This window comes from Streptomonospora nanhaiensis, from assembly GCF_026642255.1.
Classification (GTDB): Bacteria; Actinomycetota; Actinomycetes; order Streptosporangiales; family Streptosporangiaceae; genus Nocardiopsis; species Nocardiopsis tropica.
The window spans coordinates 2,699,250-2,714,915 of the sequence record NZ_CP113264.1; the positions used below are offsets into that span (position 1 = coordinate 2,699,250).

Sequence of the window (15,666 nt, forward strand, 5' to 3'; positions counted from 1 at the left end):
CCACGCGCGGGGGACGCCCCCGCCGGGACGTGCGGGCCCCTCCGGGCGGGAAGGGGCTTCCGGCACCCGCGCCGGGAACGCCCTCGTCGACGTACGGGCCCCGAAGGCGGGAGGGAGACCGGTTCCGGCGGGGATCCACACGGACAGGTGACCGGGCGTGGCACGTAGGACACGGGGCGTCCGACGTGTGAGGATCGCGGCGTAAGTCGACGGTGGGTGCCCTGACGACCGTGGAGCGTGACCGACCCAGGGATGCGGTGGAGTTGTAGGGGCGTTCACCTCGGTTTCACCTGTGCGAGTGGAACCTCGGCCAAGGTCGAGAGCGTCCGGCGGGAGGCCCGCCGGACGAGAACGACCCGCGCGCTCCGACCCGACCCCGCACGTTGGCGGAGCGCACGGGAGCAGAGACGATCCCCAAGGAGAAGGTGTGCCCGAATCCGCGCCCCGCCGCCCGCTGCCGCTGCTCGGCCAGGTAGGGGGCGGTCGCTCCCGCGCGACATGCGCCCTGCGCTGTGGCGACGCCTGCTTCCACCCCGCCCCCAACACCAGCGCCAACCCCTACTTCGGCGACATCTTCCAGAAGGCCCTCTCGCGCCGCAGCGCCCTGCGCGCCGGAGCGGTCGGCGCGGGCGTCTCCGCCCTCGGCCTCTCCGCCCTGGGCACCGCGGCCGCCGACCGCGGGCCCGGACGCCCCCACCCCGCGCCCCGGCCGACCTTCACGAGCGTGCAGCCCAACACCGACGACAAGGTCACCATCCCCCGGGGCTACGACCAGCACGTCATCATCCGCTGGGGAGACCCTGTCCTGCCCGGGGCCCCCGAGTTCGACGTCGACGCCCAGACGGCCGAGGCCCAGGAGCAGCAGTTCGGCTACAACTGCGACTACGTGGGCTTCCACCAGCTCGACGACGACAACGGCCTGCTGTGGGTCAACCACGAGTACACCAACGAGGAACTGATGTTCCCCGGGTACACGGACGGCGCGACCGCGGACGAGGAGCACGTCAGGATCGCCATGGCCGCCCACGGCGGGTCCATCGTGGAGCTGAAGCGCCACGCCGGCACCGGCGAGTGGCGCCTGGCCGACGGGGAGCGCGCCTTCAACCGGCGGCTCACCGCCTCCACCCCGATGCGCCTGACCGGCCCCGCCGCGGGGCACGAGCTGCTCAGAACCCAGGACGACCCGGACGGCACCCTGGTCAAGGGCATGCTCAACAACTGCGCGGGCGGGATGACCCCCTGGGGCACCTTCCTCAGCGCGGAGGAGAACTTCAACCAGTACTTCAGCAACGCCCCCGCCGACGCACCCAACGCCCGGTACGGCATGGGGACCGGCCTCGCCGGCCGCCGCTGGGACCGGTTCGAGGAGCGCTTCGACCTGGCCAAGCACCCCAACGAGGCCAACCGGTTCGGCTACATCGTCGAGATCGACCCGCTGGACCCGGGGTCGGAGCCGCTCAAGCGCACCATGCTCGGCCGCTTCAAGCACGAGGGCGCCACGATCCGGATCACCGACGACGGCCGCGTGGCCGCGTACATGGGCGACGACGAGCGCTTCGACTACATGTACAAGTTCGTGAGCGCGAAGAAGTACGTCGAGGGCTCGCGCCGCCACAACCTCACCCTGCTGGACACCGGGACCCTCTACGTGGCCCGCCTGACCGGCAACAGCCCGGCCGAGGAGTTCGACGGCTCCGGGGCGCTCCCCGAGGACGGCGAGTTCGACGGCAGCGGCGAGTGGATCGCCCTGTGCACCGACACCGAGAGCTTCGTGCCCGGGTTCAGCGTCGCCGAGGTCCTGGTGCGCACGCGGCTCGCCGCCGACACCGTGGGCGCCACCAAGATGGACCGGCCCGAGGACTTCGAGCCGAGCCCCGTCACCGGCAAGGTCTACTGCGCGCTGACCAACAACTCCGCCCGCGAGCCCGGCCAGGCCGACGAGCCCAACCCGCGCGGCCCCAACAAGCACGGCCACATCCTGGAGATCGTGGAGGCGGGCTCGGACGCCGGGGCCACGGAGTTCGCCTGGAACGTGCCCATCGTCTGCGGCAACCCCGAGGACGAGGACACCTACTACGCGGGCTTCGACAAGTCCAAGGTCATGCCGATCTCGGCGCCGGACAACCTGACCTTCGACAAGGACGGCAACCTCTGGATCTCCACGGACGGCCAGCCCGGCGCGCTGGGCATCAACGACGCCCTGCACGTGGTCCCCGTCGAGGGCCGCTTCCGGGGTGAGCTGAGGACCTTCGCCACCGTCCCGGTCGGCGCGGAGGCCTGCGGCCCGCTCATCTCGAAGGACAACAAGACGGTGTTCCTCGCCCCGCAGCACCCCGGCGACGGGGGCACCCTGGCGGAGCCCACCAGCACGTGGCCCGACGGCGACTTCCCGCGCCCGTCCGTGGTGTGCATCTGGCACACCGCCGGGCGCGACGTCGGCAGGTAGACCCCCTCCCCGAGGGAGGGCGCGGGAGGCCGGCCCCGGCTCCGTCGTGGGGGTTGCCGGGCCGGTCGCTCCCGCGCACGGCCGCCCGCGCCGGCGGCCGCGCACCGGATGCGCCCACGGCCCCCGCCCCGCACGTCGCGGGGCGGGGGCCGTACGCACGGGGGGCCGGCGGGCGCCGCGGCGCCCGCCGGCCCCGGTGTCAGGAGCTCACGCCGCTGAGCTCGTTGGGGGTCTCCTCCAGCGTGGTCGAGGCGGTGACCTCACCGGTCCCGAGGTCCACCGCGTGGATCTGGCGCGTGGCCGTGTCGGTGACGTAGGCGGTCTCCCCCCGGACGAACAGGGCCGGGCGGGGCTGCTGCCACTCCAGCGGCTCCTCCCAGGGGTCCATCAGCTCGACGGAGTCGGTGATCTCGCCCTCCTCCTGGTCGATGACGTGCAGCGACCCGTCGGTGCCCAGGACCAGCGCCTCGCCCTGCGGGCCGCGGCCCAGGGAGCGGAAGGTGTAGCTGGAGGGCAGGTCCACCAGGGACAGCGAGGCGTCGGAGGTGTCGACCAGGGCGACGCGCTCGGGGCGCTCCAGCTCGGCGTCCGGGTCGGTCTTGTAGTCGCCCAGGACGATGGGCGAGTCCTCCGAGCCGGCCTGGTTGCCGATGCGCCCGTAGTCGTGCTCGGCCTCGACCTTGGTGAACTCGCCGTCCTGGTACATCAGGGCGCCGTCCTCGCAGCCGATGACCACGGTCTCGCCCCCGGCGGTGGTCTCCCCGTGGACGCCGGGGCAGTCCTCGCTGCGGGCGATCTCCTCCCGGTCGGCGTCCAGGACGACGGCGCCCACGCGCTCCTCCTCGTCGCCGAGGGTCACGAGGAGTTCGCCGTCCTCCAGTTCCACGGCCACCCCGTGGTGGGCCTCCTCGGTGGTGTACACGTCCAGGTCCTCGGGCGTGCCGTCGCCCAGGGCGTCGGTGTCGAAGGACGTCACCTCGCCGCTGCCGTCGGCGAACAGCACCGTGCGCCCGCCGTGGCGGACCACGTGTCCGGGGGTGTCGGCGGGGAACACGGTGTCGGTCAGCTCGCCCGCGGCGGCGTCCAGGACCTGGAACCCGTCGGAGGTCGACACGAACAGGTGGCGGTCGTCGCCGGCGGGGTTGAGCCGGTTGAAGCCCTCCAGCTCGATGTTCCCGGCGACCTCCAGGGTGGTGCCGTCCAGGACGAGGACGCCGCCGTCGTAGGTGACCGCGATCGGCTCGGCGACGGAAGCGGCGGCGGTGTCGGCGGCCGGGGCCTCCTCCTCGGGGGCGCTGTCGGCCCCGGTGGAGCAGGCGGTCAGCAGCAGTCCCGCCGACAGGACGGCGGGCAGGGCCGCCCTGGTCGCGGTGTGCGGTGTTCTCATGGTGTCTCGGTCCTCGTGTCAGGGGTCGTGTTCTCGTGCGCGGCACGCGCCGGGCGGCGGCGCCGGTGTCCGGGGGGTCCGGCCGGCCCCTTGGGGCGGCCGGGCGCGGCCGCCCTCCCCGGGGAGGGCGGAGGGGGTCGCGCCCGGCCGCGCGGGGGCGGGGCGGGGTCTAGGGTGCGGCCAGGCCCGCGGTGATCGCGGTGGTGTTGGCGCGCATCATGTCCAGGTAGGTGGCCGCGTCCCCGTCCTCGGCCGTCAGCGACTCGGAGAAGAGGGGGATGACGTCGATCTCCACCCCGGCCTCCTCCGCCATCACGGTGGCCAGGCGGTCGGGCTGGGAGGAGTCGGCGAAGACCGCGCGGACCCCGGCCTCCTCCACGGTCTCCGCGAGCGAGCTCAGGTCCGAGGCGCTGGGCGAGGCCAGTGTCGTGCCGCTGGGGATCACCGCGCCCACGACCTCGAACCCGTAGCGGTCGGCGAGGTAGCCGAAGACGTGGTGGTTGGTGACGAGCTTGCGGTCCCCGGGCGGGATGGCGTCGAACTCCCCGCCCATCCAGCCGTGGAGGGCGGTCAGTTCGGCCTCGTAGGCGGCGGCGTTGGCCCGCACGGCGTCGGCGTCGACGCCGTCCACCTCCGCGACCACGTTCTCGGTGATGAGGCCGACGGCGGTGGCCACCCGCTGCGGGTCGGTCCAGAAGTGCGGGTCGGGCTCGCCCTCGCTCTCGTCGGAGGTGTAGGCGAGGGGGTCGACGTGCTCGCCGACCGCGAGGGTGGGCACGCCCGCCTCCTCGGCGGACTCCACGTTGCGCAGTACCCCCTCCTCCAGGCCGAGGCCGTTGTGGACGAGCAGGGAGGCCTCCTCGATGGTCGCGGCCTCCTGGGCGGAGACGCCGAAGGAGTGGGGGTCGGCGTCCGGTTTCATCAGCACGGTCACCTCCGCCTCGTCGCCGACCACCGCGCGGGTGATGTCGCCGAGGATGTTGGTGGTGACGACCACGCCGCCGCCGGTCTCCCCGCCCGGGGTGCAGGCGGTGAGGCCGAGCGGTACGGCCAGGGCGAGCGCCAGGGCGGCGCCGGTGCGGCGCGGGTTCGCGGTTCGGGGGTCGGTCATCGGTTCACCGTCCGGTCTCGACCATGTACTGCGGCGCGACCCCGGTCTCGAAGGTGCGCGCCACGCGCAGGTCGTCGTTGTAGTCGATCTCGTGGACCAGGCCGCCCCGCACGTCGTTGACGTAGGCCCGGGAGGTGTCCACCCGGATGGAGGGCGGGTGCTCGGTGTCGACCTCGTCCAGGAGCTCGGTCCGGGCCCGCTCCTCTCCCGTTCCGGGGTCGAAGGAGCGCAGGACCCCGTCCTCGGTGAGCGCCAGGACGGAGGCGCCCTCGCCGACGGCCGCGACGGAGACCACGCCGGGCAGCTCCCAGTGGTCCCACCGCTGTTCGGCGAGGTCGAGGGCGAGGACCGTGTCCGGGGCGGGCACCGCGGCCAGGGCTCCGGCGCCCGGCCGGTGGTGGAACTCCTCGGCCCGTGCGCCGTCGGGCAGGCCGTCGGGGTACGGGAGCGTCTCGCCGGCGAACTCCCCGTCGTCCTCGGTGACCAGGAGGGCGCCCTCCTCGCACCCGATGACCAGGCCGCGCCGGGTCGTGGCCTGGCCCCGGGGGTCGGTGCACTCCTCGTCCAGGGTCAGGACCGGTTCGCCGGACCGGTCGTCGACGTGGACCCCGTCCGCACCCGCGGTGACGACCGCCCCGCCGTGGGGGGCGACGACGGCCGGGGCGTCCCCGGTGGTGGCGATGTCGACCGGTTCGACCGCCCCGTCCTCCAGGGAGGGGCGGTCCAGCAGGGACACCCCGCCGCCGCCGTCGGTCAGCGCGGTGAGGGCGGTGTCGGTCGCCGCGTTGGCGGCGGCGATCCCCTCGGCGGTTCCGGCCGGGCGGATGTCGGCCCGGTAGTAGTGCATGTGGTCCCCGTGGTCCACGGTCCAGGTGCCGCTGTCGATCACGGTTGTCATCCGCTCATCGGATGAAAAGAGGTACGCGAACCTTCCGTCGCCGGCGATCCCGTCGACCGGCCCGACCGGGTCCAGGAGCGTGGTCTCCCCGGTGATGAGGTCGAGGACCTGGACGGCCCCCTCGGCGTCGGCGACGACCAGGCGGGACTGGGGCTCGGCGGCCTCCTCGGCCCCCTCGACGTAACCGTGGGGCGTGGCCTCCCCGTCCTCGGGCTCCTGCGGGTCCGGGGCGGAGGCGCATCCGGTGAGCAGTGCCGCGGCGAGCATCCAGGCGGACACCCCGGGGGCCGCGGTCCTGCGGTGGGGGCGGTTCATGACACGTTCGACCTTTCGTGGGCGTGGATCGGTGCGGGGGGCGCGTCGGCGGCCCGGGTCCGGCGCAGCGCCCCGAGCAGGGGGCGGACGCGGGAGGAGGCGACCGAGACGAAGAAGAGGGCGACGGCGGTGGCCGAGATGCTGGCCCCGGCGGCCGTCCCCCAGTGCCAGGAGACGAGCAGGCCCACGAAGGTCGAGGCGGAGCCCAGCAGGGCGGCGCCGACCATGATCGCCGGGATGCTCCGGGCCCAGATCGCGGCGGCGGCCGGAGGGGCGATGAGCAGGCCGAAGACCAGCAGGGTGCCGACCACGTGGAACGAGGCCACCACCGCCAGGGTGACGAGGCCGAGCATGGCGGCGTGGGCGGCCCGGGGCGCCAGCCCCAGCGTCGTCGCCTTGCGCGGGTCGAAGGCCAGGGCCACGAAGGAGCGGTGGCCCCCGACGGCGATCACCAGGGCCGCCAGCAGCGCCAGCGCGAGGAGGAGCAGGTCCCGCTCCCGTACGGCGAGCACGTCGCCGAAGAGGAAGCCGGTCAGGTCCACGGCGAAGGAGCCGGAGTGGGAGACGATGATGACGCCCGCGGAGAGCATGCCCACGAAGAGCAGGCCGATGCTCGTGTCCTGGGAGAGCCGGGGCGACCGGTTCAGGGCGGTGACCCCCAGCGCCATGGCGACGGCGGCCAGGGCCGCGCCGACGAAGAGGCTCCCGCCCAGGAGCGAGGCCACCGCGACGCCGGGCAGCATCCCGTGCGACATCGCGTCGCCGAGGAAGGCCATGCCGCGGAGCACGACCCAGGTTCCCGCCAGGGCGCAGATGAGCGAGACGAGGACGCCTCCCCACAGGGCGCGTTGGACGAACACGACCTCGAACGGGTCGAACAGGGCTTCCATGTCGGGCACTCTATAATGAAAACCGTTTTCAATACCAAATCGGGAGTGGTCATGACATCGGTCGATGCGGCGGCAACAGCCGCAGTGGCGCTGGAGGACGTGTACGCGGGCTACGGTGGACGGGCGGTCCTGCACGGCGTCACCGCCACGGTCCACGCGGGCACTGTCACGGCCCTGGTCGGCGCCAACGGCTCGGGGAAGTCGACCCTCCTGGCGGTGATGGCCTCGACCCTGGCCCCGACGGCGGGAAGGGTCCGCCGGGGCGCCGCCCGGCGTCCCGCCCTCGTCGTCCAGCGCAGCGCCGTCTCCGACGCGCTGCCCGTCACGGTGCGCGAGACCGTCGAGATGGGCCGTTGGGCCGAGCGCGGGCCCTGGCAGCGCCTGACCCGCGGGGACCGGGCCGTGGTCGAGGCCTGCATGGACCGGCTGGCCGTCGCAGACCTGGCCCGGCGCGTCCTGGGGGACCTGTCCGGAGGACAGCGCCAACGGGTCCTGCTGGCCCAGGGACTGGCGCAGGGGGCGGACCTGCTCCTGCTGGACGAGCCCGCCACCGGGCTGGACGCCGACTCCCGCGAGCGCATCACGGCGGTGCTGGCCGAGGAGAGGGCCCGGGGGGTCGCGGTGGTCCACGCCACGCACTCGGCCCGGGAGGCCGCGCACGCCGACCGCGTCCTGCGCATGGAGGACGGGCGCCTGGCGGAGCTGTCCACCATTGCCGACCAGGCCCTTTTCACCGCGGACGATCTCTGATGGACTGGTCGGGCACGCGTCCCGGCCACACCGGGACGACGGACCGTCCAGAGGGGGAGAGATGACGGCGACGCATCCCGTGCACGAGGACCACGGGCACCGGCACGGCGAGGGGTGCGGCCATGTCGCGGTGCCCCACCAGGGCCATGTGGACTACGTGCACGACGGGCACCTGCACCACGGGCACGACGGCCACTGGGACGAGTGCGCGAACGAGGAGCACACCGTGCACGAGGACCACGGGCACCGGCACGGCGAGGGGTGCGGCCACGTGGCGGTGCCCCACGGGGACCATGTGGACTACGTGCACGACGGGCACCTGCACCGCGAGCACGACGGCCACTGGGACGAGCACGCCCCGGTCTCCTGACCCGGCGTGCGGGCCCGCTCCGGGTCCGCGTCCGCCCGGACGCGAACGCGGCCGGTGTGACGCGAAGGGTCCGGCCCGACCGTCCCGTGCCCGCGGCGGGGGCGGCGGACGCCACCTCCTCCGTGCGGGGACGGCCGGTTCCGCTCCCGCCGCCGGCGGGAGGCCCCGGCCCGGTCCGCGTGCCCGGCCGCCTCAGTCGAGGCGCGCCGCGGCTCCGGCCCCGGAGGCCGCCGGGAGCGGGGCCCCGAGCGCCTTCTCGAAGCACAGGGAGGACGGCGACCCCGCGTACGCCCCGAAGCACGGGATGGGCGTGTAGCCCGACCGGGTGTAGAAGCGCACGGCGTCCGGCTGGCGGTCGCCGGTCTCCAGCCGCAGGTGCGTCCACCCGCGCCCGCGCGCCCAGTCCTCCAGCGCGGCGAGGACCAGGGGCGCCGCGCCGGTGCCGCGCGCCGCGGGGAGGACGTACATCCGCTTGACCTCGCCCACCCCGCCGCCGAGGTCGCGGAGCCCGCCGCACCCCACGGCGGCGCCCGAGCCGTCGCGGGCCACGGTGAAGACCGCGATGTCCTCGGCGGAGGGGGCCGTCCCGGGCTCGGAGTCGGGGGTGCCGTAACGCTCGGCGATCTCCGCCCGCTGCCCCGCGCGCAGGGCGGTGGCGTCGGGATCGTCCCAGTTCACGATGTCGATACGCATGGGCGGTAAAGTACCGCCCGCGTGTTTCCGGGATGTGACACGGCCCGCGCGGCGGGCCGGGGCCGTTCAGGCCCCGTCGGTGAGGGCCTCGCGCATGACCCGGAACTTGGACTCGGTCTCGGCGAGCTCGGCCTCCGGCACCGACCCCTCCACGATCCCGCCCCCCGCGAACAGCCGGGCCCGGGCGCCGTCCACGTGCGCGCAGCGCAGGGCGATGCCCCACTCGGAGTTGCCCGCCCCGTCGACCCAGCCGACCGGGCCGGCGTAGCCGCCGCGGTCCATGCCCTCGGCCCCGGCGATCAGCCGCATGGCGGTGCCGGTGGGCGTGCCCCCCACGGCGGCGGTGGGGTGCAGGGCGGCGACGGCGTCCAGGGCGGAGACCCCGGGGGACAGGCGCGCGTGCGCGCGGGTCGCCAGGTGCTGCACGTTGGCGAGCCGGAGCAGGCTGGGCCGTGCCGGGACCTCCATCTCCTCGGCGAGCGGTGCGAGCGCGGTCCGCAGGGAGTCCACGGCCATGCGGTGCTCGTCGACGTCCTTGGCGGAGGCGAGGAGTTCGTCGGCCAGGCGCCGGTCGTCGCCCGGGTCCTCGCCCCGGGGGCGGGTCCCGGCCAGGACCAGCGAGGTGAGCCGGTCGCCCTCGCGGCGCAGCAGGAGCTCCGGGGTCGCCCCGACCATGCCGTCGACGGAGAAGGTGAAACAGCTCGGGAAGCGCAGGCGCAGGCGTTCGAGGAGGGTGCGGACGTCGATGGGGGAGGCGGCCTCGGCGAAGGCGTCGCGCGCGAGCACGGCCTTGTCGAGCTCCCCCGCGCGGATGCGTTCGACGGTGCCGGCCACGGCGGACATCCAGTCCTCCCCCGACAGCGACCCCTGCGTCCAGGAGACCGGGCCCACGGGGCGCGGTGCGGACGCCGGGGGCGGGAGCTCGCCCGGGCGGTCCCCGGGCTCGTCGCCGACCGTGGTCAGCCAGCTGCGCCCGCCGCGCCGCCCGACCAGCACGCGGGGCACGACCAGGGCGGAGCCGGGGGAGGTGGGCGCGAAGGCGAACGTCCCGAACGCGACCAGGCCGGTCCCCGCCGCACCGACCCCGTCGGAGACCTCGGCGTGCTCCATGAGCCCGTTGAGCCACCGGGCCGCCTCGGAGAAGCGGGTGGTGTCGGTCGGCGCGGTCCCCTCGGGCTCGGTGCCCAGGTCCAGCCGCGCGGCCTCGCCCCAGCCCACGACGCCCTCGTCCCCCGTCAGCCAGGCCAGGGGGGCGCCGTCCGGCAGGAGGCGGACCAGGCCGGCGGTGTGATCGCTCAGGGGAACGGTGCGGACGAACATTTTGGGTGGGCTCAGGGCGACGTTCACGGTCACCGAGTGTAGGACCTCGCCCGGGGCGGTTGTGTCCCGGTCCGTCCGAGGTCGGTGCGGTCTCCGCCCCTCGTGCTTCCCCGGGCGGACGGCCCGGATGGTGCCGATTTGACCCTCCTCGGGGGTGCGGGAGGGGCGAAGCCCCCTGCCCGGCGGTGTTTCGTTGCGCCGCGATAATGTTCCCTCGCCTGCCTTGATGCGACGTTATCCACAAGTTGTCCGAATCGTGTCCAAAAATTGACTTCCTGCTCTAGCCTTGGTCGCGGCGCCACGCCAGGGGGACGGCTGTGCGCCAAGGACCTCAGAGGAGAACCGTTCATGGGATCAGTGGCACGGGCCGGGAGCACGCGGCGCACCGCAGCGCGGTGGGCGGCGTCGGCAGCCGCGACCACCTTCCTGCTGTCGGGCTGCGCCGCCTCCGGCGGCGGGGCGGCCGACGGCGACGCCCCCGGCACGCGAGAGGCCGGGACGGCGGCGGCCCCGCTCCAGTGCGAGGGCGGGGGCGCCGAGCGCCAGATGCGCGGGGCGTGGCTCACCACCGTCCGCAACATCGACTGGCCCTCCGAGCCCGGCCTGTCCGCGCAGGAGCAGAAGGACGAGCTCGACGCCTACCTCGACGACGCCGTCGACATGGGCCTCAACGCCGTCTTCCTGCACGCGCGCCCCACCGCCGACGCGGTCTACGAGTCCGAGCTGGAGCCGTGGGCCCGCTACCTCACCGGCGAGCAGGGCGGCGACCCCGGCTACGACCCGCTGGAGTACGCGGTGGCCGAGGCGCACGAGCGCGGGCTGGAGATGCACGCCTGGTTCAACCCCTACCGCGTGGGCCTCCAGGACCCCGACATCGAGGACATGGCCGAGGACCACCCTGTCAAGGAGAACCCGGACTGGCTGGTCGACTACGGCGACGAGGCGTACGTGGACCCGGGCAACCCGGAGGTCCGGGAGTGGGTCACCGGCGTCATCATGGACGTCGTCGAGCGCTACGACATCGACGGGGTCCACTTCGACGACTTCTTCTACCCCTATCCCAAGGACGGGGAGGAGTTCGACGACGACGCCAGCTGGGAGGAGCACGGCGACGGCTTCGACGACCGGGGCGACTGGCGGCGCGACAACGTCAACCGGCTCATCGCCGACGTCCACGAGGGGATCGAGGCCACCAAGCCCTGGGTGAGCTTCGGGATCTCGCCGTTCGGGATCTGGCGCAACGACAGCACCGACCCCAGCGGCTCGCCCAGCTCCGGCCTCCAGTCCTACGACGCCCAGTACGCGGACACCCGCACCTGGATCCAGGACGGCACCGTCGACTACGTCGCCCCGCAGCTGTACTGGGAGAGGGGCTTCTCCACCGCCGACTACGAGGCCATGACCGACTGGTGGGCCTCGGAGGTCGAGGGCACCGGCGTGGACCTCTACATCGGCCAGGCCGCCTACCGGGTCGGCGAGGAGGGCTGGCGCGGCGACGACGCGCTCAGCACCCAGCTCGACTACTCCGGCGAGCTGCCCGAGGTCGGAGGGGACATCTACTTCTCCATCAAGAACCTGCGCGAGCAGGCCTCCGACGCCTACGCCGAACTCGCCGACGCCCACTACGGCCGGCCGGCGCTCCCGCCGCAGGCGGAGGCCCCGGAGAACCAGGGCCCGCTCGTCGGCGAGGTCGGGGGCGTCCAGGCCCGGACCGACGGCGACCGGGTCGAGGTCGAGTGGGACGCCGCCGACGCCGCCCGCTTCTACGCGGTCTACCGCCTGCCCGCGGGCGCGGACACCGGCTCGGAGGAGGCGCGGTGCGCCGCCCTGGCCCCGGAGAACCTCGTGGGGCTCACCGGGGGGACCGCCCTGGCCGACGACGCACCGCTGGAGGACGGCGCCGGGTACGTGGTCACCGCCCTGGACGACTACCGGGCCGAGGGCCCGGTGAGCGAGGCCGCCGACATCCGCGGCTGACCCGGGGCCGGCGCCCCGCACGGGACCCCCGGCCGACGGAACACCGTCGGCCGGGGGTCCCGTCGTCCGCGCCCCTGCTGACCCCTGACCCGGGGTCGGCGCAACCTCCCCGGGAGCGAGAAAAAAAGTTATGATCTGCTAGCCGAAACCACCTGTTGCCCTGGCATCGGCGAGGGGTAGGTTCGTCGCATGCCGACCTACCAGATCAGCGAGGCCGCCGACCTCCTCGGCGTCAGCGCCGACACCGTCCGCCGCTGGGTCGACTCCGGCCGGCTCGCGGCCACCCGCGACACCTCCGCCCGGCGCCTCCTCGACGGCGCCGAACTCGCCGCGTTCATGCGCGCGGGCGCGGACGAGGACCCCGGCCGCCGGCTCTCCTCCGCCCGCAACCGCTTCCGCGGACTGGTCACCAACGTCGTCCGCGACCGGGTCATGGCGGCCGTGGAGATCCAGGCGGGGCCGCACCGGGTGGTCTCCCTGATGAGCCGCGAGGCCGCCGACGAGCTCGGGCTGGACGTCGGGACCACCGCCACCGCCGTCGTCAAGTCCACCAACGTCGTCGTCGAGACCACCGGGGGACGCCATGCGTGAGAGCGCCCCCCGACGCGCCCCGCGCACCCTCTGCGCCCTGACCGCCGCGGCACTCGCCGCCACCGCCTGCGGCGCGCAGGGCGGCGGAGACGGCTCCCCGGCGGGGAGCGGGGACGGTGAGCTCCACGTCTTCGCCGCCGCCTCGCTCACCGACGTGTTCACCGCCCTGGCCGAGGAGTTCGAGGGGGACCGCCCCGGGGCCGAGGTGGTCCTCAACTTCGCGGGCAGCAGCGAACTGGCCGCCCAGATCAACTCGGGCGCCCCCGCCGACGTCTTCGCCGCAGCCGACACCGCCACCATGCGGCAGGTCGTCGAGGGCGAGGGGCTGGACGCCGGGTGGGCGTCCGGCAGCGGCGGCGCCGCCGCCGTCTTCGCCACGAACACGCTGCGGATCGCGGTGCCGCCCGACAACCCCGGCGGCGTCGAGGACTTCGCCGACCTGGCCGGGGACGGCGTCTCCGTCGCCCTGTGCGCCGAGGAGGTCCCCTGCGGCGCGGCCACCGCCACCGCCATGGAGGCCGCCGGGGTCGCCGTCACCCCCGACACCTACGAGCGGGACGTGCGCGCCGTCCTGACCAAGGTCGAACTGGGCGAGGTCGACGCCGGGCTCGTCTACGCCACCGACGTCGCCTCGGCGGGGGACCGGGTGACCGGCATCGACTTCCCCGAGGCCGACGAAGCCGTCAACGAGTACCCCATCGGCGTCCTGGCGGGTACCGCCGACGCCGGACTCGCCTCCGACTGGGTGGAGCTGGTCCTGTCCGGGACGGGGGAGCGGGTCCTCGCCGAGGCCGGGTTCGGTACGCCGTGACCGCGGGCGGCCCGGGGGCGGACCGGGACACACGCCGCGGACGGGACCGCCCGCCGCGCGTCCGGTCCGGCCGCCCCCCGTGGATCCTGGTCCTGCCCGCGCTCGCGGGCGCGGCCTTCCTCGTGCTCCCCTTCGCGGGGCTGCTGATCCGCGCGCCCTGGTCCACGATGGGCGAGCGGGTCACCGAACCCGAGGTGCTGGCCGCCCTCTGGCTGTCCCTGTCGACCGCCACCGCCGCCACCCTGGTGTCCCTGCTCCTCGGGGTGCCGCTGGCCTGGCTGCTCGCCCGCACCGACTTCCCCGGCCGCCGCGTCCTGCGCGCCGTGGTCACCGTCCCCCTGGTCATCCCCCCGGTCGTCGGCGGCGTGGCGCTGCTGCTCGTGCTGGGGCGCAACGGCCTGCTCGGCCGGTACCTCGACACCTGGTTCGGGATCACGATCCCCTTCACACCCGCCGCCGTGGTCCTCGCCCAGGTGTTCGTCGCCATGCCGTTCCTGGTGATCAGCGTGGAGGGCGCGCTGCGCGGAGCGGACCGCCGCTACGAGGAGGCCGCCGCCACCCTCGGCGCGAGCCGGGCCACCGTCTTCACCCGCGTCACCCTCCCCATGGTGCTGCCCGGGATCGGCGCGGGCGCCGTCCTGTGCTGGGCCCGAGCCCTGGGGGAGTTCGGCGCCACCATCACCTTCGCCGGGAACTTCCCCGGCACCACCCAGACCATGCCGCTGGCCGTCTACATGGCCATGCAGCGCGACCCGGAGGCCGCCATCGTGCTCAGCCTGGTCCTGCTCCTGGTCTCCCTGGCCGTCCTGGCCACGCTGCGCGAGAGGTGGGTGAACACCTGATGGGGCCGGACGGCGCTGCCCGCACCCCGCCCGCCCGGCCCCCCGCACTGGACGCCGAGCTGCGGCTGAGCCGGGGCGGGTTCTCCCTCGACGTGGCCCTGGAGGCCGCACAGGGGGAGATCCTGGCCCTGCTCGGCCCCAACGGGGCCGGCAAGTCCTCGGTGCTGCGCGCCCTGGCCGGGCTGGCGCCCCTCACCGGCGGGCACGTGCGCGTGGACGGCCGCGACGAGACCACCACGCCGGTGGAGCGACGGCCCATCGGCATGGTCTTCCAGGACTACCTGCTGTTCGAGCACATGAGCGCCCTGGACAACGTGGCGTTCGGCCCCCGCTGCCAGGGCGCGACCCGGGCCGCCGCCCGGGAGCGGGCCGCCGGGCTCCTCGCCCACATGGGCCTGTCCGACCACGCGGGGGCCCGGCCCCGGAACCTGTCCGGAGGCCAGGCCCAGAGGGTCGCGCTGGCCCGGGCCCTGGCGGTGCGTCCCCGCCTGCTGCTCCTCGACGAGCCCATGGCCGCCCTCGACGCCAGCACCCGCATCGACGTGCGCGGCCGGCTGCGCCGCCTCCTGGAGGAGTTCGACGGGGCCACCGTGCTGGTCACCCACGACCCCCTGGACGCCATGGTGCTGGCCGACCGCATCGCGGTCGTCGAGGACGGCCGGGTCGTCCAGCAGGGCCCTCCCGCCGAGGTGGCGCGCAGGCCCCGCACCCCGTACGTGGCCCGCCTGGTGGGGCTCAACCTCTTCCGGGGGCGGGCCGAGGGGACCACGGTCCTCCTGGGGCCCCGGGGGGACGCGGACGGGGCCCGGGTGGAGGTGGGCGGAGCGCACCGGGGGGAGGTCCTGGTGGCCTTCCCGCCGCGCGCCGTCGCCCTGTACCCGCGGCACCCGCACGGCAGCCCCCGCAACGTGTGGCGGCTGACCGTGGACGGCGTCGAGAGGTTCGGCGACCAGGTGCGCGTGCACCTGGCGGGGCAGCTGTCCCTGGCCGCCGACGTCAGCCCGGCCGCACTGGCCGAGCTCGGGCTCGAACAGGGGAGCGAGGTGTGGGCGGGCGTCAAGGCGGCCGAGGTGGAGTGCTACCCCGGCTGAGGGCGTCGTCCCAGTTCATCGCGGCGGCGGGCCGGGACGGCGGCACGCCGGGCCCGGGATCCGGGCCACGGACCCGCCGCCGGCCCGCCTGCCCGAAACAGGCTCGGGAAAAGCGGCGGACACCTGGATATCCGGGGCCCACCCGGGGGAGACTTAAGGAACCCGGCGACGACA

14 protein-coding genes are annotated in these 15,666 nt (G+C 74.7%); 8 read left to right on the forward strand and 6 right to left on the reverse strand.

From position 1 onward, the window contains the following. Positions 1-427 precede the first annotated feature (427 nt). Positions 428-2,446, forward strand: coding sequence for a PhoX family protein (locus OUQ99_RS11565; protein ID WP_267949438.1), 2,019 nt, complete (start codon positions 428-430; stop codon positions 2,444-2,446). 199 nt (positions 2,447-2,645) lie between these two features. Here OUQ99_RS11565 and aztD read toward each other — a convergent pair whose 3' ends face one another. The 4 genes from aztD to aztB form a co-directional block, all read right to left on the reverse strand. Next, positions 2,646-3,833, reverse strand: a complete 1,188-nt coding sequence (aztD, locus tag OUQ99_RS11570; RefSeq protein WP_267949439.1) for a zinc metallochaperone AztD — start codon at positions 3,831-3,833, stop codon at positions 2,646-2,648. A gap of 169 nt (positions 3,834-4,002) precedes the next feature. Further along, positions 4,003-4,944 (reverse strand): zinc ABC transporter substrate-binding protein AztC, encoded by a 942-nt coding sequence (gene aztC / locus OUQ99_RS11575; RefSeq protein WP_267949440.1) that lies wholly within the window; start codon positions 4,942-4,944, stop codon positions 4,003-4,005. A 4-nt stretch (positions 4,945-4,948) separates the two neighbouring features. Further along, the gene (locus tag OUQ99_RS11580) at positions 4,949-6,157 is read right to left on the reverse strand and encodes an ABC transporter (protein WP_267949441.1); all 1,209 of its coding nucleotides are present in this window, start codon (positions 6,155-6,157) and stop codon (positions 4,949-4,951) included. Beyond that, entirely contained in the window at positions 6,154-7,047 is an 894-nt protein-coding gene (gene aztB / locus OUQ99_RS11585) for a zinc ABC transporter permease AztB (RefSeq protein ID WP_267949442.1), read from the reverse strand. Before aztB ends, OUQ99_RS11580 begins: the two co-directional genes overlap by 4 nt. A gap of 51 nt (positions 7,048-7,098) precedes the next feature. On the opposite strand from aztB, the gene aztA reads away from it, so the two are divergent. Both aztA and OUQ99_RS11595 read left to right on the forward strand, forming a co-directional pair. Beyond that, positions 7,099-7,797: a zinc ABC transporter ATP-binding protein AztA gene (gene aztA / locus OUQ99_RS11590; protein WP_267949443.1), complete on the forward strand. Its 699-nt coding sequence runs from the start codon at positions 7,099-7,101 to the stop codon at positions 7,795-7,797. Positions 7,798-7,858: 61 nt separating this feature from the next. Continuing rightward, entirely contained in the window at positions 7,859-8,167 is a 309-nt protein-coding gene (locus OUQ99_RS11595) for a threonine dehydratase (protein WP_267949444.1), read from the forward strand. Between the two features lie 192 nt (positions 8,168-8,359). Here OUQ99_RS11595 and OUQ99_RS11600 read toward each other — a convergent pair whose 3' ends face one another. Then, on the reverse strand, positions 8,360-8,860 hold the full coding sequence (locus OUQ99_RS11600; RefSeq protein WP_267949445.1) for a GNAT family N-acetyltransferase: 501 nt from the start codon (positions 8,858-8,860) through the stop codon (positions 8,360-8,362). Between the two features lie 66 nt (positions 8,861-8,926). Then, the gene (locus tag OUQ99_RS11605) at positions 8,927-10,207 is read right to left on the reverse strand and encodes an isochorismate synthase (RefSeq protein ID WP_267949446.1); all 1,281 of its coding nucleotides are present in this window, start codon (positions 10,205-10,207) and stop codon (positions 8,927-8,929) included. Positions 10,208-10,528: 321 nt separating this feature from the next. On the opposite strand from OUQ99_RS11605, the gene OUQ99_RS11610 reads away from it, so the two are divergent. The 5 genes from OUQ99_RS11610 to OUQ99_RS11630 all read left to right on the forward strand — a co-directional run bounded on the left by OUQ99_RS11610 (position 10,529) and on the right by OUQ99_RS11630 (position 15,492). Next, positions 10,529-12,157 carry a glycoside hydrolase family 10 protein gene (locus OUQ99_RS11610; protein WP_267949447.1) on the forward strand — a complete coding sequence of 543 codons (1,629 nt, stop codon included), beginning with the start codon at positions 10,529-10,531 and terminating at the stop codon, positions 12,155-12,157. Between the two features lie 189 nt (positions 12,158-12,346). Continuing rightward, positions 12,347-12,748 carry a TOBE domain-containing protein gene (locus tag OUQ99_RS11615; protein ID WP_267949448.1) on the forward strand — a complete coding sequence of 134 codons (402 nt, stop codon included), beginning with the start codon at positions 12,347-12,349 and terminating at the stop codon, positions 12,746-12,748. Then, positions 12,741-13,559 (forward strand): molybdate ABC transporter substrate-binding protein, encoded by an 819-nt coding sequence (gene modA, locus OUQ99_RS11620; protein WP_267949449.1) that lies wholly within the window; start codon positions 12,741-12,743, stop codon positions 13,557-13,559. Before OUQ99_RS11615 ends, modA begins: the two co-directional genes overlap by 8 nt. Continuing rightward, a complete protein-coding gene (locus OUQ99_RS11625; RefSeq protein WP_267949450.1) occupies positions 13,556-14,401 on the forward strand; it encodes an ABC transporter permease in 846 nt (281 codons plus the stop codon). The genes modA and OUQ99_RS11625 overlap by 4 nt, the downstream gene beginning before the upstream one ends. Then, positions 14,401-15,492 (forward strand): ABC transporter ATP-binding protein, encoded by a 1,092-nt coding sequence (locus tag OUQ99_RS11630; protein ID WP_267950346.1) that lies wholly within the window; start codon positions 14,401-14,403, stop codon positions 15,490-15,492. Before OUQ99_RS11625 ends, OUQ99_RS11630 begins: the two co-directional genes overlap by 1 nt. Positions 15,493-15,666 lie beyond the last annotated feature (174 nt).